Origin of the sequence: Methylophaga thiooxydans DMS010 (assembly GCF_000156355.1) — a bacterium.
Lineage (GTDB): Bacteria > Pseudomonadota > Gammaproteobacteria > Nitrosococcales > Methylophagaceae > Methylophaga > Methylophaga thiooxydans.
The window spans coordinates 14,584-38,735 of the sequence record NZ_GG657906.1 but is presented as its reverse complement, the minus strand read 5'-3'; the positions used below and the strand labels follow the sequence as shown (position 1 = coordinate 38,735).

General features: G+C 44.7%; 21 protein-coding genes. 6 read left to right on the top strand and 15 right to left on the bottom strand.

The genetic code is table 11. The features are described 5' to 3' along the window. Position 1 precedes the first annotated feature (1 nt). Together MDMS009_RS13950 and speA are read right to left on the bottom strand one after the other, a co-directional pair. On the bottom strand, positions 2 to 1,201 hold the full coding sequence (locus tag MDMS009_RS13950; RefSeq protein ID WP_008292031.1) for a saccharopine dehydrogenase family protein: 1,200 nt from the start codon (positions 1,199 to 1,201) through the stop codon (positions 2 to 4). Positions 1,202 to 1,229: 28 nt separating this feature from the next. Further along, positions 1,230 to 3,176, bottom strand: coding sequence for a biosynthetic arginine decarboxylase (gene speA / locus MDMS009_RS13945; RefSeq protein ID WP_008292069.1), 1,947 nt, complete (start codon positions 3,174 to 3,176; stop codon positions 1,230 to 1,232). A 362-nt stretch (positions 3,177 to 3,538) separates the two neighbouring features. Between speA and MDMS009_RS13940 the strand changes: the two genes are divergently transcribed. The 4 genes from MDMS009_RS13940 to MDMS009_RS13925 are packed head-to-tail and all read left to right on the top strand — an operon-like array spanning position 3,539 to position 8,551. Then, entirely contained in the window at positions 3,539 to 4,186 is a 648-nt protein-coding gene (locus MDMS009_RS13940) for a LuxR C-terminal-related transcriptional regulator (protein ID WP_008292208.1), read from the top strand. Positions 4,187 to 4,195: 9 nt separating this feature from the next. Then, positions 4,196 to 6,268, top strand: a complete 2,073-nt coding sequence (locus MDMS009_RS13935; RefSeq protein WP_043888391.1) for a TonB-dependent receptor plug domain-containing protein — start codon at positions 4,196 to 4,198, stop codon at positions 6,266 to 6,268. A gap of 4 nt (positions 6,269 to 6,272) precedes the next feature. Beyond that, positions 6,273 to 7,157: a hypothetical protein gene (locus tag MDMS009_RS13930; RefSeq protein ID WP_154647054.1), complete on the top strand. Its 885-nt coding sequence runs from the start codon at positions 6,273 to 6,275 to the stop codon at positions 7,155 to 7,157. Continuing rightward, complete coding sequence (locus MDMS009_RS13925) at positions 7,157 to 8,551, top strand: sensor histidine kinase (protein ID WP_043888389.1); 1,395 nt, start codon at positions 7,157 to 7,159, stop codon at positions 8,549 to 8,551. The genes MDMS009_RS13930 and MDMS009_RS13925 overlap by 1 nt, the downstream gene beginning before the upstream one ends. A gap of 171 nt (positions 8,552 to 8,722) precedes the next feature. Here MDMS009_RS13925 and MDMS009_RS13920 read toward each other — a convergent pair whose 3' ends face one another. From MDMS009_RS13920 to MDMS009_RS13885, 9 genes are all read right to left on the bottom strand, one after another. Further along, positions 8,723 to 9,772 (bottom strand): succinylglutamate desuccinylase/aspartoacylase family protein, encoded by a 1,050-nt coding sequence (locus tag MDMS009_RS13920; RefSeq protein WP_008292229.1) that lies wholly within the window; start codon positions 9,770 to 9,772, stop codon positions 8,723 to 8,725. Positions 9,773 to 9,776: 4 nt separating this feature from the next. Then, entirely contained in the window at positions 9,777 to 10,682 is a 906-nt protein-coding gene (gene rimK / locus MDMS009_RS13915; protein WP_008292171.1) for a 30S ribosomal protein S6--L-glutamate ligase, read from the bottom strand. After that, the gene (locus MDMS009_RS13910; protein WP_008292189.1) at positions 10,679 to 11,194 is read right to left on the bottom strand and encodes an ATP-dependent zinc protease family protein; all 516 of its coding nucleotides are present in this window, start codon (positions 11,192 to 11,194) and stop codon (positions 10,679 to 10,681) included. Before MDMS009_RS13910 ends, rimK begins: the two co-directional genes overlap by 4 nt. 158 nt (positions 11,195 to 11,352) lie before the next feature. Then, positions 11,353 to 11,736, bottom strand: coding sequence for a hypothetical protein (locus MDMS009_RS13905; protein ID WP_008292177.1), 384 nt, complete (start codon positions 11,734 to 11,736; stop codon positions 11,353 to 11,355). Between the two features lie 82 nt (positions 11,737 to 11,818). Then, on the bottom strand, positions 11,819 to 12,106 hold the full coding sequence (locus MDMS009_RS16555; protein WP_272941082.1) for a 4Fe-4S dicluster domain-containing protein: 288 nt from the start codon (positions 12,104 to 12,106) through the stop codon (positions 11,819 to 11,821). 81 nt (positions 12,107 to 12,187) lie between these two features. After that, a complete protein-coding gene (locus MDMS009_RS16550; protein WP_237700534.1) occupies positions 12,188 to 12,547 on the bottom strand; it encodes a 2Fe-2S iron-sulfur cluster-binding protein in 360 nt (119 codons plus the stop codon). After that, on the bottom strand, positions 12,544 to 14,484 hold the full coding sequence (locus MDMS009_RS13895) for a fumarate reductase/succinate dehydrogenase flavoprotein subunit (protein WP_043888388.1): 1,941 nt from the start codon (positions 14,482 to 14,484) through the stop codon (positions 12,544 to 12,546). The genes MDMS009_RS16550 and MDMS009_RS13895 overlap by 4 nt, the downstream gene beginning before the upstream one ends. After that, the gene (locus MDMS009_RS13890) at positions 14,481 to 15,068 is read right to left on the bottom strand and encodes a succinate dehydrogenase cytochrome b subunit (protein ID WP_008292070.1); all 588 of its coding nucleotides are present in this window, start codon (positions 15,066 to 15,068) and stop codon (positions 14,481 to 14,483) included. The genes MDMS009_RS13895 and MDMS009_RS13890 overlap by 4 nt, the downstream gene beginning before the upstream one ends. Beyond that, complete coding sequence (locus MDMS009_RS13885) at positions 15,068 to 15,571, bottom strand: hypothetical protein (protein ID WP_008292146.1); 504 nt, start codon at positions 15,569 to 15,571, stop codon at positions 15,068 to 15,070. Before MDMS009_RS13885 ends, MDMS009_RS13890 begins: the two co-directional genes overlap by 1 nt. Positions 15,572 to 15,750: 179 nt before the next feature. Between MDMS009_RS13885 and metG the strand changes: the two genes are divergently transcribed. Further along, on the top strand, positions 15,751 to 17,787 hold the full coding sequence (gene metG / locus MDMS009_RS13880) for a methionine--tRNA ligase (protein ID WP_008292264.1): 2,037 nt from the start codon (positions 15,751 to 15,753) through the stop codon (positions 17,785 to 17,787). Positions 17,788 to 17,877: 90 nt separating this feature from the next. Here metG and MDMS009_RS13875 read toward each other — a convergent pair whose 3' ends face one another. The 3 genes from MDMS009_RS13875 to MDMS009_RS13865 form a co-directional block, all read right to left on the bottom strand. Continuing rightward, positions 17,878 to 18,309 carry a pilin gene (locus MDMS009_RS13875; RefSeq protein WP_008292204.1) on the bottom strand — a complete coding sequence of 144 codons (432 nt, stop codon included), beginning with the start codon at positions 18,307 to 18,309 and terminating at the stop codon, positions 17,878 to 17,880. A 170-nt stretch (positions 18,310 to 18,479) separates the two neighbouring features. Then, on the bottom strand, positions 18,480 to 20,156 hold the full coding sequence (locus MDMS009_RS13870) for an O-antigen ligase family protein (RefSeq protein WP_161596153.1): 1,677 nt from the start codon (positions 20,154 to 20,156) through the stop codon (positions 18,480 to 18,482). 140 nt (positions 20,157 to 20,296) lie between these two features. After that, a complete protein-coding gene (locus tag MDMS009_RS13865; protein WP_008292282.1) occupies positions 20,297 to 21,895 on the bottom strand; it encodes a tetratricopeptide repeat protein in 1,599 nt (532 codons plus the stop codon). A gap of 152 nt (positions 21,896 to 22,047) precedes the next feature. On the opposite strand from MDMS009_RS13865, the gene MDMS009_RS13860 reads away from it, so the two are divergent. Further along, a complete protein-coding gene (locus MDMS009_RS13860; protein ID WP_008292246.1) occupies positions 22,048 to 23,067 on the top strand; it encodes a metal-dependent hydrolase in 1,020 nt (339 codons plus the stop codon). On the opposite strand, the gene ald is transcribed toward MDMS009_RS13860, so the two are convergent. Further along, entirely contained in the window at positions 23,037 to 24,152 is a 1,116-nt protein-coding gene (ald, locus tag MDMS009_RS13855; protein WP_043888387.1) for an alanine dehydrogenase, read from the bottom strand. The genes MDMS009_RS13860 and ald overlap by 31 nt on opposite strands.

The window sequence follows — 24,152 nt, the reverse complement described above, 5'->3', positions numbered from 1 at the left end:
CTTAACCGTCCAGATCAAAGCTATCCAGTTCCACCACTTTCCATGGCAGACCGTATTTATTCATATCTTCCATAAACGGATCCGGATCAAACTGTTCAATATTCCAAACCCCGGGTTGTTTCCACTTGCCTTCCAGCATCATTTTGGCACCAATCATCGCCGGCACACCGGTGGTGTAAGAAATCGCTTGCGACTGTACTTCTTGGTAGCAGTCCTGGTGATCTTTAATGTTGTAGAGGTAAACGATTTTTTCCTTACCTTCTTTAATTCCTTTCACCACAACCCCGATACAGGTCTTGCCTTTGGTACGTGGCCCCAGCGTCGAAGGATCGGGCAATAAGGCTTTCAAAAATTGAATCGGCACAATTTGCTGACCCTGAAATTCAATGGGTTCAATTCCGGTCATACCGACATTGCCTAGTACTTCCAAATGCTTCAAGTAGCTTTCACCAAAACTCATCCAGAACTGGGCACGTTTTAACGTTGGAAAATGCTTAGTCAATGACTCCAACTCTTCATGGTACATACGATAAATACTGTAGGTACCCACCTGTTCAGGACAAGTAAAGCTGGCTTTTTTCGACATCGCTGGTGTCGTGACAAAGTTGTCATTTTCCCAATGACGGCATTCCGCTGTGACTTCACGAATATTAATTTCCGGATTGAAATTGGTCGCAAACGGATAACCATGATCACCTCCATTGACGTCGATAATATCCAATTCATGGATTTCATCGAAATAGTGCTTGGCAATATAAGCGGTAAACACATTGGTTGCGCCAGGGTCAAAACCGCTACCTAATAACGCCGTCAGACCCGCTTGTTTGAATTTATCCTGATACGCCCATTGCCATTTGTATTCGAATTTAGCGGTATCCAATGGTTCATAGTTTGCTGTATCAAGGTAGTCAACACCGGCTGCCAGACAGGCATCCATAATCGTCAGATCTTGATATGGCAGGGCGACATTAATCACCAAATCCGGCTTTTCCTGCTCCAGCAATGTGGTTAGCTCAGCCACGTTATCAGCATCGACTTGCGCGGTTTTTATGGGTCGTTCCAATTGCGCAGCAATGGCTTTGCATTTTTTCTCGGTTCGACTGGCCAGCACGATTTCAGAAAAGACTTCTGGCAGTTGTGCACACTTGTGAGTGACCACACCGCCGACACCGCCGGCCCCAATAATCACGACTTTTGACATAGCTAAATTCCTATAACTCGGCTTTTATTTAACGTTCGAAGAAGGTGTAACCATTCATGCTCTCGCGGAATGCACGCAGCATTTGTTGACGCATTGGTACTGAAATTTTGCCATCACGAACTGCTTGCTCGGCAATACGACGGAACTGTTCTTGGATAAGTTTCGGATCATATTCCACGTAACTGAGTACATCGGCAATGCTGTCACCATGAAACTCGCGGCGGAAATCAAAACTGCCATCTTCGTTTACATGCACACTGACGACATTGGTATCGCCAAACAGATTATGCAAATCACCTAAGGTTTCCTGATAGGCACCCACCAGAAACACACTAATGTAATACTCTTCACCCTCTTTCAGAGGATGTAATGGCAGTGTCTTTGTAACACCGCTTGGCGAAATAAAATTATCAATCTTGCCATCACAATCACAGGTCATATCCGCCAGCACACCATCACGCACAGGCGCTTCATTTAAGCGATGGATGGGCATGATGGGGAATAACTGATCAATCGCCCAAATATCAGGCAGAGACTGAAACAAACTGAAGTTGCCATAGTAAATATCTGACATCAGTTCCGGCAATGCTTCCAGTTCCTGAGATACGCGTCTTACCTGCGGCAACAGATTAGAAATTTTTTCCAATACTGCCAGTGTGACATTCTCCGCCAAAGCGCGTTCTCTGAGGCTCGCCTGACCATGGTGGAAAAGCTCACGTATTTCATCGCGGTAATACAATGCGTCGTTGTAACACTCTTGCAGGTTATCGACATTGACGTAATCTAATACGCTGAACAGATTCACAATCAGATCATGACTGCCATCCGGTGCAGAGTCCGGCAATGGTCCGGGCTTATGCTCGCGCGTTTCCAAAATATTGAACAACAGCATTGAGGAGTACGCCACTAAAGCACGTCCTGATTCGGAAATGATCACAGGATGAGCAATTCCCAACGGTTCTAAGCTTTCTTGTAATGTTTCCACAATGCTGTAGCAGTATTCATCCAGGCCATAATTCATACTGTGAGTACTGTTACTGCGTGCGCCTTCATAATCTACCGCTAGACCGCCACCTATGTCGATGTAGCCCATCGGGGCTCCTTCTTCAATCAGGCCAGCATAAAAGCGACAGGCTTCCATTACTCCGCTACGTATATTACGGATGTTCGGGATCTGCGAACCCAGGTGACTGTGCAGCAATTGCAGACAGTGCAACATATCAGCCTGTTTCAGTTTTTCAATAACCCCTAACAAGGCATTAGTGGACAAGCCAAAGATAGACCGGTCACCGCTGTCTTCATTCCAGTGACCTTCAACCATTGAAGCCAAGCGGATGCGTACGCCAATTAGCGGATCGATACCCAGCGCGCGGCTGCGTTCTAGAATAATATCGAGTTCCATCGCGGTTTCGAGCACAAAAAAGCAATTAATGCCCATTTGACGTGCATATAAACCTAACTCGATGAACTCCTCATCTTTATAACCATTACAAATAATCAGACTTTCTGGGTCTTTTAATTGGGTCAAAGCAATGATGAGCTCTGCTTTACTTCCCGCTTCCAGCCCATGATGATAGCGACTGCCATAATCAGCAATTTCTTCGATAACATGGCACTGCTGGTTCACCTTAATCGGAAACACACCGCGGTAGTGATTGTTATAACCCGCTTCATTAATTGCTTTCGCGAAAGCCTCATTAAGCTGGGTAATACGCTGGTCCAACAAGTTTTCAATGCGAAGTACAGCGGGCATATCCAAGCCCCGCTCTTTCATTCCATTGACGATATCAATAATGGGAACTTGAATGGTTTTTTCGCCAAACTGCAATGAGACGACCGCATTACCCTCTGCCGACACATCAAAGTAATCACTGCCCCAGTCACGCACGCCATACAGTCGAGCACTATGTTCGGCGCTCCATTCTGTGCTCAAATCCAGCTCATTTTCCAACGAAGAGGAAAGGTGATTTTGCATGGGCTGATGTCCGTTAAGATGATTAAAAAACCGCGATTTTCACTACTTTAGTCTGAAAATGCAAAGAATAATTACAACTATTACAAAAGTAACTCTACATTACCGTGACAAGTGATGCATTGCTCACGCTTTTGTCACCAAATCTTCACCCAAAATGTGTTCATCAGATTACCTTTTTTCGTGGTCATCTACCCCCTCACATAGGGGATAATGCTATTCTTCTGTGCTGATAAGCTAGGATTGTCTGACAAAATCAGGCTATCTCTACTACAAAGAGCGTTGAGATGCTGTGGTAAGCCGTCTATCAGGACAGCGGTTACAAACATTTTCAATATCTGACAGGGACTGTGTAGCAAGCCGATATGAAGACCATTTTAATTGTTGAAGACTCCGAAGCCACGCGCAAACGCTTGGAGGATGCCGTTATAAATGGTGGTCTGTTCGAACTGGTTGGCTCCGTAGGTACTTATACTGAAGGCTTAGCCTTTATACGCAATACGCCCCCTGATATTTTACTGACCGATCTGGATCTTCCTGACGGCAGTGGTGTTGATCTCATTAAGCTTATCAACTTACCTGCCATAAAAACTCAGCTAGCCATTGTGATTACCGTTTTTGGTGATGGTTATCATGTGATTGAAGCGCTCAAAGCAGGTGCATCCGGTTACTTACTCAAAGATGATGATTTCATGGATATCAACGAAGCAATCAGCCAGATGGTTGATGGGGGCGCACCGATCAGCCCCAGCATCGCCCGATATCTATTGAATGAACTCTCCATCGCAGAGCCAGCTAAACCGGAACAGAAAAACTCGCCAGATGTGTTAAGTCCGCGCGAGAAAGAGGTATTGCTGCTGGTCAGCAAAGGATATACCTCTAAAGAGATAGCTAAGATGCTTGATCTTTCTTATTACACTGTAAGGGAATACGTCTCCAACGTTTACAAGAAACTCTCAGTGAAGAATAAAATGCAAGCAGTCAGCGAAGCGACGCTACTCGGCATTATCTAAAGGTCGAGCATGAAAATAAACACCGTCCCCCTTACCCTTCTTGTGTCATCAAGTCTCTTATCTACTAACCTGATTGCTGAAGAAGATTTGGCCGATGACTTTTTCAGTGATTTACCCGTTATTACCAGTGCCAGTCGTCTTAATCAGTCAGTGTTATCTTCCCCTTCAGCAGTAACGGTTATTGATAGCGCGATGATTCAAGCCAGCGGTTTTATCGAAATTGCTGATATTTTTCGTTTAGTCCCCGGTTTTCAGGTTGCCCATGCCGACGGCAACACCTTCGCCGTGATTAATCATGGTGATGGCTGGGAATACCCGAATCGAATGCAACTATTAATCGATGGCCGCTCTACCTACACCTCAGCGTTATCTGCGATCGACTGGAATACGCTAGGTATTCAAATTGAAGATATTGATCGGATCGAGGTTGTTCGTGGCCCTGCCGCCTCAGCATATGGTGCCAATTCTTTTGCTGGCGCTATCAATGTCATCACGAAAGCACCCGAATTAGATGATAAATGGCATGTCGGTGCGCGATATGGCAATGAAGGAGAGCGTCGGTTGTTATTGAGACACAGTGGTGAATACAAAGATCTGAACTATCGCTTTAGTGCTGCGACCCGTGATAACGATGGTTTCGATAATTACCTCGACAGTCGTGACCTACACGATGTCTCGCTCACAGGGCGCTACAGTCATGATGCGCGTAACAGTTTTTTCAGTCATTTCAGCGCCACCAGCGGTGACGCAGGCATGCCCCCCATAGATCCCGGTAATCCAACAAGCTTTTATGATCGGAAACGTGACACGAATGCGATCTCAGCACATGTACGCTGGGATCACATCATCAGCGATAGCCAAGAAGTAAAACTCAACTTCTACCATAACTTTCGTGATGAAGATGATATGGTTGAATCTTATCCTCTTTGGCAACTGCTTGAGTTACCTAATCCAGCTTCTGTGCCCGGATTTCTTGGTGATCCAAACCAAACGGTTGAAGCTGGTGAGCGAACTTACAAAAGTCACCGTAGTGATCTGGAATTACAATACAACGAAATTTTAGATAGCGGACTTCAGTATGTGGTCGGTTTTGGTGGACGCTATGACTCGATGGAAAGTGAAGCTTTTTTTCCTGACAAAGGCACCGTTTCCAATACCAGTTTCCGTGCATTTAGTAATGTTCAAATCCCTTTGGGTAATAAATTCACTGCCAATGCGGGTGGCTTTTATGAAGTGAACCGAACTGATGAGCCCCATTTTTCACCACGATTCAGTCTGACCTGGCATATCAAAGAGACACAATCACTTCGAGTCGGATACTCAAAAGCCTATCGTATTCCCTCCCTGTTGGAAGAAAACCTTGATTTAACTATCTACTCAGAAACAGGCTTTCCCCTAGATGCTGTATTTAAAGGTGACGCAGGGATTGAAGCTGAACGGGTGAAAGCTTTTGATATTGGTTATGTAGGAAAAATGCAGAATTTTCCACTGAGCTGGGAATTACGAGCCTACAAAGAAGAGTACGACAATGTAATCGATTTCTATAATGATGAAGATCCTGGTGTGACCGATTTAAGTGGCGACCTAACACGCTTGGGCAATGTCACCCAATCACAAATGTATGGGTTTGAAGGCTCTATTATGTTCCGTCCAGAAGAAAATAGCTTTATTCGCTTTCACTTCAACCGCGGCCATGAAACAGGAACCTACATCAAGGAAATCAATGAAGCGCCACCCAAACCGGCAACGGATGTGGAATCATTACATAGTGCGGCACCCAGAAAAAGTTACGGCTTTCTTGTCGCTAAGGCAGTTGATACTTGGCAATTTAATCTCGGCCTCTATCACGTGGGCACCATGGAGTGGTTTGATCGGGGTGACAAAGTAGACTCATACACCAGGCTAGATGCCTCGGTGATTAAACGCGTGCCGTTAACAGGTAAAAATGAACTGATATTTAAGCTAGGAGGGCAAAATATTGGGAACGAAAAATACAGCGAGTTCATTCAGGATGATGAGGATAACTATCTTCTCGCCTTTGAGCCCCGCTATTACCTCAGTGTCACTTACCTTAACTTCTAATTAAGTGAGACATTTTCTAGCACTCTTTTTGCTGCTAGTTGCCACACTGAGCCAGGCAGACACTGGCTCAGTGTATATCGTCTTGTCTGACAACAATGAACTCTATCAGCAAGCTGCTAAAGCTGTTCAGGCTGAGCTCAAAACGCAGGGTTTTAGTAAACCAATTCACATCAGCTCAACTCAGTCTTTGCATAAAAAAGTGCTTCACCCTAAAGATTTAATTGTGCCGTTAGGTGAACAAGCCGCCCTCAACATACATTCTTCATTCGAGCGAAACTCGCATTTATATAGCTTCATTGATAGGACACAAATTCCTCCCCACACTGATTCTGAGTGGGCTGCAGTGGTAATTGATCAACCGGTACAGCGACTATTTGATCTAGCCAGCACCATTGTCGCAGGACGTTATCGTGACAAAGTGATCGTGGCCATATCAGAAGAAAACCAACTTTTGCGGGATGAAATCAGTAAGCTCAATAACCAGTCCGGCATACCATTTGAGGTGCTGTTAGTGGATGAAAACAGTCAACCAGCCAAAGTCATTGATAAAGCCTTATTTAATGCGGGTGCATTGTTGGCTGTAAGAGACGAGCACATCTGGTCGGGCGAAAACGCAAAATGGATGCTGTATCAAAGTTATAAATTCAATGTCCCTGTTATTGGTTATTCCAAACGTTTTCTCAAAGCAGGTGCATTAGCATCGGTTTACGCTACCTTGCCTCAGACGACAGACAAAACAGTGCAATTAATCATGCAGTGGGAGCAGCAAGGAAAGCTTCCTGAACACGGTATTGTTTACCCCAACTTTGAAATCGAGTTTAATAAAAATATCGCACGCGCATTAAAAATTACAATTCCAGAAATTTTACCTGAAGGTAATAAAAACTGATGTTCGCGACGAAACTCAAAACTCAGTTACTACTCATCACTGTTATGCCGTTACTGCTAACGATTGCAGTCATTACCTTATTTATTTTGTTTGAAGTGCTCGATAACATTGAATCAGAGGTGGTTAAGCGAGGTGAAAGTATTGCCAATCAAGCATCTATCATGTCTGAGTTTCCCCTCTACACAGGCGATGTGGATGCATTAAAAAACGTCGCCGATTTAATGATTAAAACCCATGACTTAGCCTACATACGCTTCATTGACTCAACCGGTCAATTACTGATTCATGAAAAAGCATTTAGACAAAAAGGAGATTTACGTGAGTTTAATTTCCCGGTGCGTACGCAAGCACCAAACCTGGATGACTTTAGAGCGACGCCGCCAATTAACACCGCTGACGATTTAGGTATTATTGAAATCGGCCTCAACAACAATTCAGCAGAAGCACAACGCTTTCAGGCCTACACAAAAGTGCTGGGGATTGCTTTTATTGCCCTACTACTGGGTTGTTTATTCGTTTACCTGTTTAGCCGTAAATTAACTAATGCAATCAGTTCCCTCATTTCTTCTGCTCACCGTTTAGAGCAAAGAGATTTTTCTGTTCGTTCGCATGAAAATGGCTCAGGCGAGCTACTCAAATTTCAACGCACGTTTAATAAAATGATCGACTCATTACAGCAAAACGATGCGGATCTACAAGAAAAAGTCAGTGCTGCAACTGCATCTTTAAACTATACCGTTAGCCAGTTATCTGAAAAAAATACCGCCTTGGCACAACAACGCCAGGAAACCATCGACCTTGAACGTAGTAAGGCTATACTCGAAGAAAGAGAGCGCATCATGCGTGATATGCATGATGGTATTGGGGGCCAGTTGGTGGCCTCTCTCGCCTTATTAGAGCGAGAGCAAGACTCACAAATCAAGCAGAATATATATACTGTTTTAACCGAATGCCTTAACGATTTACGCTTGATCATTCATTCTTTAAGTATGCAAAACAGTGTTTTATCGTCGTTACTGGCTGACTTTAAATATCGAACCAGCAGAAAACTGGAACAACTTGATATTGAATTGGACTGGCATGTGGATGACAAAGCTGAGCAGCTCAATATCAAGCCTCAAACTGGCCTACATTTGCTACGTATCCTGCAAGAAGCATTTACCAATATTTTAAAGCATGCCAAGGCAAGCTCCATCGAATTCAGCGCCAAGCAATCACCGCATGGCTTTCAAATTTTGATTCAGGATAACGGTCAGTTCACCCCGGATAGTCTCAAATCACCAGGCCATGGCATCAGCAATATGAAAACGCGAGCTAAACAACTCGGCGGAAGCTTGAATATCGAACAACCTGCGTCTGGCGGATGCCGGATTATTCTCAGTATCCCGGATTGAGCCCCCCCCTAAAACGAGGGGTAACTAGCAGCTAAAGCTTAGCTTAAGCTAGCTGTTACATAAGATTTGGTGGGACGTTGTCACACGACATGGATTCAAGTTTTATGTTTCCCTTTACCCCCTCATGGTTCATTCCCATGAGGGGTTTTTTCTTTTAAGGGACTCAGAAACTTAAATGATCGGCATTTCTTCGGGTACTGCAGTATCAGTTGCCGGATCCAAATCTGAGTGAAACGCCAACACACTATCTGCCACCTCGTCAGGTTTGTTGAAACGTGCAATATGAAATAGCGCTTCACCTTCATTCACTAAAGGAATATTGGTTCTGCCGATCACTATGCCTGAACTTGAAGCAAACACTTCGGTTTCTGATTGTTCTTTGCCATAAGGTGCCGCCACCATTCCCAGCAAATCACCTTTATTAACACTCGCCCCCATGGGAACAATCATTCGAAAAATACCACTTTGAGGTGCTCGAACCCAAACACTGGAGCTTGCAACAAAAGGATCTTTTTTCTTACGTCGCCGACTGGCTGCAAGCATGCCGATTTCACGCATGACCGCCAGCACACCCTTTACTCCAGCACGAATAGACATTTCATTGAAACGTAGCGCCTCCCCTGCTTCATAAACAATGATGGGCACTTCTGACTGCTGCGCCGCATAGCGAAGCGACCCCTCAATTAGACTGGAGTTAACAACGACGGGAGCGTTAAAGGCACGCGCCATCATTTCCACATCAGGGTTTGTTAGATCAGCACGAATCTGCGGTAAGTTGTCACGATGTATTGCTGCTGTGTGTAAATCAATACCATGCGTACAATGGCTAACCACTTCCCGCATAAACTGATGACCTAAACGAGCGGCTAGAGAACCTTCCACTGAACCAGGAAAACAGCGATTCAAATCTCGTCTATCGGGTAGATATCGTGACTGATTTAGAAAGCCATAGACATTAACCACAGGGATGGCTATCAACGTACCTTTTAATGCTTTAAGCGACTTACTTTTCACCACGCGGCGAATTATCTCAACGCCATTAATTTCGTCACCATGCACCGCCGCTGAGACGAATAGCACCGGGCCTTTTTGACGACCTCGAATCACATGAATAGGCATACTGAGGGATGTATGCATGTACAGATCCGGTAGTGGAACCTCGACGATTCTGTTTTGACCAGGATAAATTTCTTCACCGGCAATCACCAACGGCTCGGCCATATAACTAGCCTCTCCCCCGGGTTTTCGTTTTACCGGCCTTGGCATTTTTTTCGATAAACTCGATTATTTGGTTGGCAATATCTTTACCTGTGGCAGCTTCAATGCCTTCAAGCCCGGGAGATGAGTTCACCTCCATGACTACAGGGCCATGATTGGATCTCAGCAAATCAACACCACACACATTTAACCCCATGGTTTTTGCAGCTCGAACCGCTGTAGAACGTTCTTCAGGGGTAATACGGATCAGGTTGGCACTGCCACCACGATGAAGGTTGGAACGGAACTCACCTTCTTGTCCCTGACGTTTCATCGCTGCAATGACTTTATCACCCACCACCAAACAGCGAATATCAGACCCACCTGCTTCTTTGATAAATTCTTGCACTAGAATATTTGCTTTCATTCCCATGAAAGCTTCGATGACACTCTCTGCCGCCTGCTCAGTCTCGGCTAACACCACACCGATACCTTGTGTACCTTCAAGTAGCTTAATCACTAATGGCGCGCCTCCCACCATTTTAATCAAGTCATCCACATCATCAGGGCGGTGAGCAAAGCCTGTCACTGGCAGACCAATACCTTTACGCGATAATAACTGCAAGGCACGTAGCTTATCCCGTGAGCGACTGATTGCGACTGATTCATTGAGTGGATAGACATTCATCATCTCAAACTGTCGAAGTACAGCAGTACCGTAAAATGTCACCGATGCACCGATACGCGGAATCACTGCATCATAGCCAGTTAAAATCTGGCCTTTGTAATGCACTTCCGGTTTAAGCGATGTGATGTTCATATAACAGCGCAACACATCCAACACATGCACTTCATGGCCTTTTGCTTCAGCAGCTTCCACCAGTCTTCGTGTTGAATACAACTTGGGATTGCGTGACAATATGGCTAATTTCATTCACTTTCTCCATCGAGAATTTCGTTTGTGGGCTGCGTATCGTTATGAGGGCCTTGACTCTCATCGGTTAAAAAAGACATGCTTGGATTAACAATAATATGACCCGCCGTCATCGCTGTTCTTCCCAGCAACATCCGAAATAACATGTTATCTCGATTTGTCAGGGTAACTTCAATTGGCCACGTTAATGGGCCCATTTTGACTTCCGTAAGAATAACGAAACGCTTTTCTGTATGACCACCAGAATCTGTCACGTTACGTTCGTCAATCACCTCGGCCTCACACCAAATCACCGTTTCTGTATCATCTTGGTTGGGGTGGAGTGCAAATCGAACCCATTGTGCATTTTGTTTTTGGAATGGCTCGACTTCAAACGCATGAATAGCAGAGGTTCTAGCCCCAGTATCAACTTTTGCTTTAATACGTTCAATACCTAAAGCAGGTAATGAAAGCCACTCTCGCCATCCAACAACGGTGGCAGATGATAACGTAGTTTGCTGCGGTTGTTTCACTATAAATTTATCCACTCTTAATGAGATACATCAACACTAAGTGATGTCAGCCAAGCATAAAGCTCCGGTTATGACTGAATCCGTTTTTGTAACTGAAGCATAACAGTCTCGACTAATCGTCTCTAGTCATCGTAATGGCGGGCATTAGTGGAGAATTATCAGTCAGTTTTACGTCTGCCTAACCTGCTACCCACTCTACGCTCTTTATCCTGACCGTATTCATAATCACTGATATTGAGGCTGGGCGACCTTCGGTATGAGTGACGTCTGTCGTCATAGTGCATATAGCTGCATCGACAGTTGTTAGGGTTGCCGCAATCACGTAAAGGTAACGTGGGTGCTTCGCTGGCTAAAAAAGTGCGGTAAGAAGCATCATAGGCGGCCTGGCATGAGTGATGCTTAATTGGTTTGATTTTAACGGCGGCATATGAAGGACGGTTAACGGATGCGGATGCAACATCTTTCCTCGCTTTTCTTTTTACAGTCACCAACACTAAGAACATGATGATGGCGATCACTCCAATGCCCACAGCGAATTCCATTCCTACCCCCAATGAACTTGAAGACCAATCATATACCATACGACTATAGCGTTATTTCACAGGGTGGTAAACAATGCTAATCTCAACGACTTCGGTATAGGAGCCGGTTCATTGTTGTAATGGCAGACACGTTAATTTCTTTAGGGCACACACTTTCACACTCACGATAATTACTACAGCTTCCAAAGCCTTCATCTTCCATCGCTTTCAACATTTTTGCTGGCCTCTTTTTATCCATATCACCCTGTGGCAAGGTAGATAGGTGTGCTACTTTTGCTGCCACGAACAAGCTCGCCGAGGCATTGGGACATATCGCTACACAAGCGCCGCAGCCTATGCAGGTAGCGGCATCAAAGGCTGCATCAGCAATATGTTTTTTTATCGGTAAAGTATTCGCTTCACAAGCAGAACCAGTGCGAATTGGAATATACCCACCAGCTGAATAATACGATCAAAAGCCGTGCGGTCGACCATCAAATCTTTTTATCACCGGAAATGCAGTCGCACGCCAAGGCTCGATCCACAATTCGCTCTCATTTTTGTAGTCACGCATGTATTGCTGACAGCTTGTCGTCGCGCGCTGCTTTCCATGCGGCGTACCATTAATTACCAGATTACATGAGCCACATATACCTTCTCGACAGTCGAAGTCGAAAGCGACAGGCTTAGCCCCTTTAAGGATTAGACTCTCGTTCAACGCGTCCAGCATTTCCAGAAACGAGGAATCTTCACTGGCATCGACCTCATGCTTCTCGAAATACCCTTCTGTTTCTGGACTCTCTTGGCGCCAAATATTCAGTTTAAAAATCATTGGTAGTTTCTTATGCTAGGTCGAACAAAATCAAAATGCAGATACTCACGATAAAGTGTTGGTTGACTGACATCACCACTATATTGCCAAGCCGACACGAAGGAGTAATCCATATCATTACGCTGTGCTTCGCCCGCTTCTGTTAGATGCTCTTCACGAGCGTGACAACCGCACGACTCTTCACGTTCCAGTGCATCCAGACACATTAACTCTGCCAGTTCAAAAAAGTCAGCTACTCGACCTGCCCGCTCCAAAGTCTGGTTGAGCTGTTCAGCTTCACCGGTGACTTTTACTTTCTGCCAGAAGTCCTCACGTAACGCACGAATCGCATCAATAGCTTGTTTCAAGGTTTTTTGCTCTCGCGCCATACCACAGGCATGCCACAATATTTGCCCCAAACGACGGTGGAAATCATCAGGGGTAATGGAAGGCTCTGCTGCGTTCATTAGCCTCTTGATGCGCGCTTCTGCCTCGGCCTTTGCCTGCTCTGCATGACCAGCATAGGTGTCTGCTTTGATTGGTTTATGTTTTGCCAGATAATCGGACACTGTCGTGGGTAACACAAAATAACCATCCGCCAAGCCTTGCATCAAAGCACTGGCGCCTAGCCGATTGGCACCGTGATCTGAAAAATTCGCTTCACCGCCGGCAAACAGGCCATCAATACTGGTCATCAAATTATAGTCGACCCATAAGCCGCCCATAGTGTAATGCACGGCAGGATAAATCCGCATCGGGGTTTGGTAGGGATTTTCGGCAGTAATACGCTGATACATTTGGAATAAGTTGCCATACTTTTCACTAACTGCGTCCAGCCCTTGTGCTTTGATCGCATCTGCAAAGTCGAGATACACGCCTAGTTTTTTTCCATCAATTTCTGTGCCGACACCACGCCCTTCATCACAGATAAGCTTTACAGCACGTGAAGCTATGTCTCTGGGAACAAGGTTACCGAAAGAGGGATACATGCGCTCAAGGAAATAATCACGATCCTTTTCAGCAATCTCTTCAGGCTTTTTGTCACAGTCTGCTGCATTCTTAGGTGCCCACACTCTGCCGTCATTGCGCAACGACTCACTCATCAGGGTGAGTTTTGACTGTAACTCGCCTTGCTGAGGAATGCAGGTTGGATGTATTTGGGTAAAACTAGGATTCGCAAACAAAGCACCTTTGCGATGTGCACGCCAGATAGCAGAAGTATTACAGCCTTTGGCATTGGTAGATAAATAGAAGGCATTGCTATAACCACCTGTGCAGAGCACCACACAATCAGCGAGATGGCTTTCCAGCTCCCCGGTCACTAAATCACGGGTAACAATCCCTATTGCTCTGTCTCCATCCATGATCAGATCCTGCATTTCGCAGCGAGAACGATGCTCAACTGTGCCACACGCCACTTGGCGGCTCATGGCTTGGTATGCACCTAGTAGCAATTGTTGTCCTGTCTGCCCTCTCGCATAAAACGTTCTGGATACCTGTGCTCCACCAAATGAGCGGTTTGCCAAATATCCTGAATACTCTCTGGCAAAGGGGACACCCTGCGCTACCGCCTGATCAATGATTGAGGTACTGAGCTCTGCGAGCCGAAACACATTCGATTCACGGGCACGAAAGTCACCCCCTTTAATCGTGTCATAAAATAGACGCCAGACACTGTCACCATCATTCTGATAGTTTTTGGCTGCATTAATGCCACCTTGCGCAGCGATACTGTGGGCACGGCGTGGGCTGTCCTGAAAACAAAACGTTTTCACCTTATAGCCCATCTCACCCAGAGAAGCCGCAGCCGATGCACCTGCTAGTCCCGTACCGACAATAATAACCGTGTATTTTTTACGATTAGAGGGGCTGACAACGCGTGCGTTGTATTTATGCTGTTTCCAGCGATCTTGTAATGGGCCTTTAGGCGCGTGACTATCTAATTCAAGCTCACTCATTGTGTCATCCAAATATAAACCGGCACCGCAGCAAAACCGAGGCTCAGCATGACGACACTGCTATAGATCAACGCTGCATGCATTTTTGAACTGACTCCCAAGGTCTGCATCACATTCACCAGCGAGTGCAATAAATGCATGGCCATAATAAACAAACCCGCCAAATAGAATAAAAACCAGAATGTTGACGTAAACCAGTCCGTTACTACTGCGTACACATCGGTGGCTTCACTCAACACACTTTGCGTGATATGCACCACGATAAAGGTAAACAGTAAGGCGATGCTAATTGTGACGAGCGGCGCTGGCACATGAATTTTGTTATGTTTGTGATAGCCCTGACCTCTGGCCTGACTGTTTTTTAGTCTTATCGCAATTGCGGCTTTGACATGAATAAAAAGGCTGATGATCACCAAAGCAAGAACCGGCCACCGGACCCAGGCTTGGTTGTAGAAGGCGTAAAACTGGTTAAAGCCATTATCAGAAAAAAAACTGAGATTGCTCAGCATATGAAAGACCAGATACACCGTCATCACACTACCGGCCAATGCCATAGAACGTTTTTGTAACTGTAGTAATTTCATCAGCTTTCCATGTCCAGTCGGGCATCCTTACTGTCTGGTCTTGGTTTTAGCTTTTCGCGCTCTATCGTTCTGATGCAACTATTCCAGCGTAATGTTGCTTCGTCATTATGTTCTGGTCGAATTTTCTCTGCCATCTGATAAAATTGTAGCGCTTCGATAAAGTAATCATAAGCAAACACCCGCGCCATGCTTTGTGTAAGCATGAACCGCGCTCGGCGTTCGTGTAAAAGTCCCGTGTAATAATGTTGTTGATAGCGACTTTGTAATTGCATCACTGCTTCTTCAATGGCTTTTACCTGTGTTTTCTTACCGGCATGATGTAACTGATCACTCAAGGCAAGAATGTAGACAACCAAAGCCGCCTGATTACTCGGTTCAATATGCAAAATATCCAAACAGATACTCTCCGCAATTTCCGGTTCCAATAAGGAGCGATACTGACGTGCTTTATCAAGTGCAAGCTCGATAGAATCAGCATGTATATCGTGTAATGTCAGCTCCATTAATTACCTCATAAAATCCAAGTCTTATATAAGAGTTGCTCAATTCAATCTAATCTAATACGTATAACTTTACAATAGGATGAGCGGATATCAGTGATATATAATCAGCTTCATGGTGCCGAAAGCCTATTTCTGGTATCTTTTGTCGTTTTTCCACACGGTTATTCATCGGTTCACTCATGCAAAGAAAAATTCTGGTTACCAGTGCCCTACCTTATGCTAATGGCTCCATTCACCTTGGTCATATGGTGGAGTATATCCAGACCGATATCTGGGTGCGCTTTCAACGTATGCGCGGCCATGAATGTCACTATGTTTGTGCTGATGATGCACACGGCACTCCAATCATGCTGCGTGCTCAGAAAGAAGGCATTACTCCTGAACAGTTGATCAGCGATGTGTCGACAGAACACCAAGCAGACTTTGCAGAGTTCGCGATTAGCTTTGATAACTACCATAGCACGCACAGCGACGAAAACCGCGCTTTAGCCAGCCAAATATATTTAGCAAACCGTGATGCCGGTCATATTGAAACACGTACCATCAGCCAGGCTTATGATCCGGAAAAAGAAATGTTTCTACCGGATCGTTTTATTCGTGGTGAATGTCCTAAGTGTGGCGCCGCTGATCAGTATGGCGATAACTGCGAAGCGTGTGGTGCAACCTATGATCCGACTGAACTGAAAAATCCAGTTTCTGCTGTCTCCGGTGCCACACCTATCACCAAAGAATCCGAACATTACTTTTTTAAACTCGGTGACTTTGAGAAAACACTGCAAGAATGGACGCACAGCGATCACCTGCAACCGGAAGTCACTCGTAAACTGAGTGAATGGTTTGAAAGTGGGCTTCAGGACTGGGATATTTCGCGTGATGCACCCTACTTTGGCTTCCAGATTCCCGACACAGATAATAAATTTTTCTATGTGTGGATGGATGCGCCCATTGGCTACCTCGCCAGTTTCAAAAATTACTGTGACCGTAGTGGTATTGATTTCGACAGCTTTATGAAGCCCGGCAGTGATACCGAAATGGTGCACTTTATCGGTAAAGATATTATCTACTTCCACGCCCTGTTCTGGCCAGCCATGCTCGAAGGGGCGGGTTTCCGCCAACCGGATAATGTTTATGCTCACGGCTTTTTAACCGTCGATGGTAAAAAGATGTCGAAATCACGCGGCACATTTATCAAAGCGCGAACTTATCTGGATCACTTGAACCCAGAATATCTGCGTTATTATTTTGCTGCCAAATTGGGTAGCGGGATTGATGATATCGACTTAAGTTTAGAAGACTTTCAGACCCGCATTAACTCGGACTTAGTAGGCAAAGTTGTCAACATCGCCAGTCGCTGTGCTGGCTTTTTGACAAAACGCTTTGATGGCAAACTTGGCTCAGAATTAAGCGAACCAAGTTTATTCAATGACTTTATTAAACAGGCAGAAAATATCGCCAAACGTTACGAAGATCGGGAGTTTGGTCAAGCTATGCGTGAGATTATGGCATTGGCCGATCGTGCCAACCAATACATCGATGAAATGAAACCCTGGGTACTGGCCAAAGAGGACGGCAAAGAGGCTGAAGTACAGGCTATCTGTACCATGGGCATTAACCTCTTTCGTGTGTTGATTGCCTACCTCAAACCGGTATTACCGAAAACGGCAGAACAAGCTGAAGCGTTTCTGAATATCGAAGCACTTCAATGGGAAAATATCGAAGCACCTTTATTGGATCATAACATTAATAAGTTCAAACCATTAATGACGCGTGTAGAACAAGACAAAATTGATGCCATTATTGAAGGCTCGAAACAAAGCATGGAAGCTGAAAAACAACTGACAAAAAACTTAGATAAAAAGTCAGAGAAAACTGACATTGAACCGATTGCCGATGAAATTCAGTTTGATGACTTTGCCAAGGTTGATTTACGTATTGCCAAAATCGTTAATGCAGAGCACGTTGAAGGTGCGGATAAATTATTAAAACTAACCTTGGATATTGGTATCGGCGAAAAGCAGGTGTTTGCTGGTATCAAATCAGCCTACTCACCTGAAGACCTAATAGGGAAATTAACCGTAATGGTCGCTAACCTAGCACCTCGTAAAATGCGCTTTGGCCTATCAGAAGGAATGGTATTGGCTGCAGGTCCTGGGGGTAAGGACTTGTTTGTTTTAAATCCTGATGATGGTGCTCAGCCTGGAATGCGAGTGAAGTGAGTATAGACGTCAGATAATGGTCTTCTTGTAATGAAATTCAGGCATAAAAAAGCCCCGCGCTAGCAGGGCTTTGATATCATACAAAGCTAATTATCTGCATGAAGAAGGCATGTACTCAGCATTAACGGTGCCACCACAATTCCATGATATGGAACCACCATTGTCAGTTGGAGTCAGGGTAAAGTTGTCGCCACGAAGACCAGTGACCACCGGAGCAGCATTCCTCATAGCAGCAGTTATTACACCGTTAGCACCTACAGTAACAGAGAGAACATACTCACCCTCAATATCGGTGTTAGTGGTTAAGCCCGCAGAAGCGTTAGTGGTTGGCCATGTACCATTTGTCTGCCATGTTTCTGCAACAGCCGTTTTAGCACCACCGGCCAAATTCATTGCTTCAGAAACCTGTGAACGAGCTACATAGTCCTGATAGGCAGGCAATGCAATCGCGGCTAAGATACCGATAATTGCTACAACAATCATCAGTTCGATCAAAGTAAAACCTTTTTGAATCTGTTTCATCTAAGTAACTCCGTTATAAATTAAGACAGCAAACTTAAATTTGCTTACTGGTGTAATAGCTATAATTATGCCATAAAAAAATATTAATATTTATCAACAATATAGAATATAAACCTACACACAAAACTCATTAGGATTCGCCTATAAATGTCAATAAGTGACACAATGCGTCAGTTATTGCATACATGCTTAAGCTCTGTCAGTTGTTTATTGTCAGGATACAGTTTTAAAGCTTGCATTAACTTAGTGCAAAAGGCGTTTTTATTTCCCAAAAAGTCATAAGCAGATATGAGCTTCATGTAAAGGTCAACATCGGGCCTGACTAGCAAAGTTTGTTCTCCCCATTCAGTAAAAAAAACTACATTTTCATCGATACCATTTTTAATACTGAAATTAAGCAAAGCTCCCATAGAGATCCATTTAGCCTCACTAGAAAGGTAAGGGTTCTGTGTAGCAATACTCAACGGCACTCCAGATTGATCACCATCATAGAAAAACACGAAATCCCAATTTGCTCTAATGGTATGAAGCAACGACGTTGCTACTAGCAGACTGGTCAACACTATGCTGATTGATGCTAGCTTTTTAGCGTAGGGAGTCATTAGATTCTGGCGCTGCTTAAGGGTCGCTTGGAAAATCTGAGCCACTAGCAGCATAAAAACAAGCCAGTGCAGCGCTGACATATAAAATGGCAATTCGAGCTGAGTATGTAAACTTATAGGTATGAGCAGAGCCAGATAGCTAAATCCTCGTGCTGGGCCGACCTTATAAAGGGCGAAAGCTAGAGCTGTCACGCTGATAACAATGCCAAGTAAAGCTGATACCCCTCCCTCTACCATCCACTGTAATAGCTCATTATGCGGATGATTAATCATTTGTTTGGGGAGCTTGCCTTCTGGATACTCAATGTAAAAATCAGGTCTGGCATATTGAAATTGGCGAGGAAAACTTCCTACGCCATGACCAAACCAAGGCTTTTGAGCTAGTAAGTCCAATGAAATAGTATAAATACCCAAGCGCGCAGAGCCAGAGTATCCGGATTGTATAGCGACCGTTTTATCTATGGTTTTCCCACCATTGTTCATTGTCCCAAAAACAAAGCCGCTTACCAGAGCGGCAAGTAATACGACGCTAAGCGATTTATTGCTCCAAAGTTGCTCTCTTCTGGCAAGTAAGATTACTGGCAAGGCTATGGCTAATGCTAACCAACCTGTCCTTGAACCAGATAGTCCGACAACGATACTGCTTACAAGCACTGTGACTAACAGAAGAGCCTGTACATTGAATCGACGTTTAAATACCAGAGGTCTAGAAGCGAGATAAAACGATAGGATAATACATGTGGCCAGATAGCTTGCCTGGTTATTGATTTGCTGAAATAAGCCACTGGGAATGCCCTGTGGTGACTTGGGTAATAAAAAAGGCATATCCAGCTTAAGCCAGATTTGCAGCAATCCAATACCCGCGTGTATAAATCCGGACAAGGCAATTATTAGCAACAATCGATCCCAGCGTCCCGCTTTTAATTTGTGTTGAAATAAACTAAATAGAAAGGCAAAACCACCCAGAATAAACAACACTCTAAATAACCAGTTTAGTGGCTGCTCAACACCCGCCAGAAAACCGCTCAATATCACCAAAATCGGAAAAGCCGTCAGATAACCGAAATAGCGTGGTAACTGAAAAAACTCTGCTTTAATAACTTTATTTATCGAAAAGGTGATAAAAATGATTGCTATCAGCCAAACAGTAATGTTGTTGGGAATTCTCAGCCCCTCACCGCCTAGATTGGGATGATAATAAAGCGGCGCCAGTAAGAATAATATGACAAGCATGACTTCTGCCACAGACCACCTTGAGAAAAACGACTTGTGCGTCTGAGTCATCGAAAAAACGTCCTTTATACTGAGCCACATAAGGGCATGAGAGAGGGAGCAGTCAGACTGTGTAGTATTCTGAACCACTACCCGCTTGAGTGAAGTAAGCGTTAGTTAACTACCGGCTTGAGATCAAACGCAATACAAATCCGTTCATCATCAGAACTAAATGGAATAGTACGGTGGAACACCGATGAAGGAAACATCACCAGATCGCCCACTTCTGGCGCAATCGTTTTGGTCGGGAAGCAGTCATGTTTTTGGGGGTAATCATCACCATGCGTGCTGAGCTCGATACTGCCTTCATGTTCATGTTGCTTATTCGTAGGCAATGACAAATATAACGAGCCACTCACCCAACCTTCTTCATGAATATGGGAAGTCAGATGACCACCTGTGTGCATGCGCACATACCATGAACTGGCAAATTCAGTGTTCTTGGGAAAGGCCTTAACAAACTGGCAGTTCTCATCAGAAAATGTTTGTCGATAACGCTCAATTGCGTCAGCAACCAAACCAGCGAGTTGCCTGAAAGAAGGCTCAGAGCGTTTGAACAGGTTACCTGCTGATTGCACACCATTAAACAAACGACCTTGTGATTTCTCTTCGGCATCGCAGGTTTCAATATCTTGCAATAATTGTTTGAGCAGTTCACTGTCGCCCTTTAACTCGGGAATAGCTGTATGAAAAACAAAGTCGAGCGGATTTTTGCAGAAATTATAGTCATTCTCCGTATTAAAATTTTCGGCATAATGTCCAGCTAAGGTCGCCAGGAACGGGGAATTATCCTTACTACGCTTGAGCTCATCCAGGCCCTGTTTAAAAGCATCAAATTGTTGCGTTTTATACAAACAATATAATGACCTTTCCTGCCAATCGGCATACTGAGAACGCTGAAAATGTTCCAATCCCCCCTGTAAGTCACCACTGTCGTAGAGATACACCGCCAAACTGTAGTTTGCCAATGGTAAATCAGGATCTAGCGTTAAGGCCTGCTTATACGCTTTTACAGATTCATCATAACGACCTTGATCACGTAGGACTTCGCCAATATTGCTATGCACTTCAGCGTAGTCGGGATTGATCACTAACGCCTGATTGTAAGCATCAATAGCATCCCCCAACTTCCCCTGATTTTTTAATGCCGTGCCCAGATTGAAAAAGGTCTGCGCATCTTGTTGAACTGCCAACGCTTTGTTGTAGGCTTCCACTGCTTCTTCCAGTCGGCCTTGCTCTTGAAGTACAACGCCCAAATTTGCCATCGCTTCATAAAAGCCGGGTTGCAGTTCCACTGCTTTTTGATAACTTTTTCCTGCTTTTTCGAATTGTTGCTGAGATTGATACGCCGCACCTAAATTATAGTGCGCATCGACTAGCGACGACTTTAAACTGACGGCTTTTCGATAACTATTAATCGCCTCTTCGGTGCGGTTCAGGTTAGTTAATAAAATACCGACGTTGAAATGAAGCTCTGCAACATTAGGATCAATTTTTAATGCTTTTCGAAAAGCATCCACCGCATCTTTAAATTTATTTTGCCCTGCCAAGGCATTGCCATACAGATTATGCAAAACAAAGGCATTGGGGAATTGTTTAAGCATTTTCTTAGCGGTAGATTCTGCTACCCCTAGTTGTCCAGTATTCAAAGCATTTAGCACTGGTTGAATTTCTGCTTGCGTCGGTTGTCTCAGTTGCGCATTCTTTTTCATATGATGGCGTTATCGTTGAATTTACGTGACAGGTCTAATGCCTGTTTTGATTAAGCATTGAATGTATAACAGGGAACTTTTTCCCGCAACATCTCTACCAGATTACATCCTCAAACGACTTAACAAGAGGCCATTAAGGTTATAAAAATCAGATGGATACTATTACTCAAGCATTACTAGGTGGTGCAGTTGGATATGTTGTGGCTGGAAAAACATCCCGCAGAAAAGCTATGCTTTGGGGAGCTACAATTGCTGTTTTACCCGATCTTGATGTGCTTATTCCCTACGATAATGACCTCGACTCGATGACCTTTCACCGGAGTTGGACCCACTCTTGGTTTGTTCACACCGCCATTGCACCGATATTGGCATTGCTTGCACAACGTTTTGATAAAACATTTAGTTTCTCGCAATGGTTTCTCATCATCTGGTTGGTTTTAATCACACATGCTGGACTGGACGCACTGACAGTCTATGGTACCCAACTATTTTGGCCTTTGATGCCGCCGCCGGTATCCGGCGGTAGTGTGTTTATCATCGATCCGACCTATTCAATACCTTTACTAGCCGGTTTTTTAGCGATTTTAGTGCTACCTGAAAAAAGGATCAGTGACAAAGTAATGCGTTATAGCTTTATGTTTAGCTGTCTCTACCTTGTTTGGGGGTATGGCATTCAACTGTGGATGGAAAATCAAACAAAAAACGCCTTAGCTTTGCAAAACATCACGTATTCTCAATTACAAGTGTCGGCCACCGCTTTCAATACTTTGTTATGGCGCATCGTTGTCGTGGATGACAAGCATTACTACGAAGGCTTTAAGTCTCTCTTTGAAAACGACGATACATTTCAATTCAAACGCTATAACCGTGGTGCTGGGTTAATTGATAAGACACAAAACCTGGCCGCCTATCAACGCATAAATTGGTTTACCAACGGTTTATTTAAACTGGAAAAACAAGGGAATGTCATTGTTGCTTCTGATTTACGAATGGGAATGGAGCCATCTTACTTTTTTCGTTTCAGGTTGGCTTATGACAACGGTAACGGCGTACAAGTGACAACGCCTAACCGTATTCGCAGCGAGAATAATCGCCGTGTGGGCGTTCAATGGGTATGGCAACGTATCTGGAATCCCGCCGTTCAGTTTAATAACGACTCGGGATTGCTATAGTCATAACCGTGTGCCTCAGCCACCGCTTGGTACGTCACCTGACCTTGATAAATATTTAACCCGGCCAATAAGTGTTTATCATCCAACAAGGCGACCTTTAACCCTTTTTGGGCTAAAGCCAAAATAAAAGGCAATGTGGCATTGGTGAGGGCAAATGTTGACGTTCGGGCAACAGCGCCCGGCATATTCGCCACACAATAATGAATCACCCCCCGCTCTTGATAGGTGGGTGCATCGTGCGTTGTCGGTTTTGAGCTCTCGAAACAACCGCCCTGATCAATCGAAACATCCACTAATACAGCGCCTGTTTTCATCGATGCTAACATCGTTCTGGTGATTAACTTAGGTGCTGTCGCACCGGGTAATAAAATCGCTCCCACCACCATATCTGCCGTTTGTATGCTTTGCTCAATCGATTCGGTGGTAGCAAACAAGGTTTTGAGTTGTGGGCCAAACTGCGCATCCAATTGTTTTATGCGTTCTAAAGACTTATCCAATACCGTTACATTAGCACCAAGCCCCATCGCCATTCTTGCTGCATTAATACCAACGACACCGCCGCCCAAAACAATCACATTGGCTGGTCCGACACCGGGCACACCGCCTAATAAAACCCCCATCCCACCCTGAGTTTTTTCCAAGGCATGGGCACCGGCTTGAATCGCCATCCGCCCTGCCACTTCACTCATGGGCGCCAAGAGCGGTAAGCCTCCTCGCGCGTCCGTTACTGTTTCATAAGCGATACAACTTGCACCGGAGTTAAGCAAATCTCGCGTTTGCTCAACGTCAGGTGCTAAATGTAGGTATGTGAATAAGATCTGATTGGGGCGGAGTTGTTGTCGTTCTGCTGCGAGTGGCTCCTTTACTTTTACTATCAGCTCAGCACGTTGAAAAATAGCATCAGCCGTCGTTACTATTTCTGCTCCTGCTTGCTGATAAGCGTCATTAGAGAGCCCTATCGCTGCCCCGGCATCATGTTCTACCAGAACAGAATGCCCGGCTTTACTCAACTCTCGCACGCCTGCTGGTGTCAAACCGACTCGATACTCGTGATTTTTAATTTCTTTGGGTACACCAATTAACAT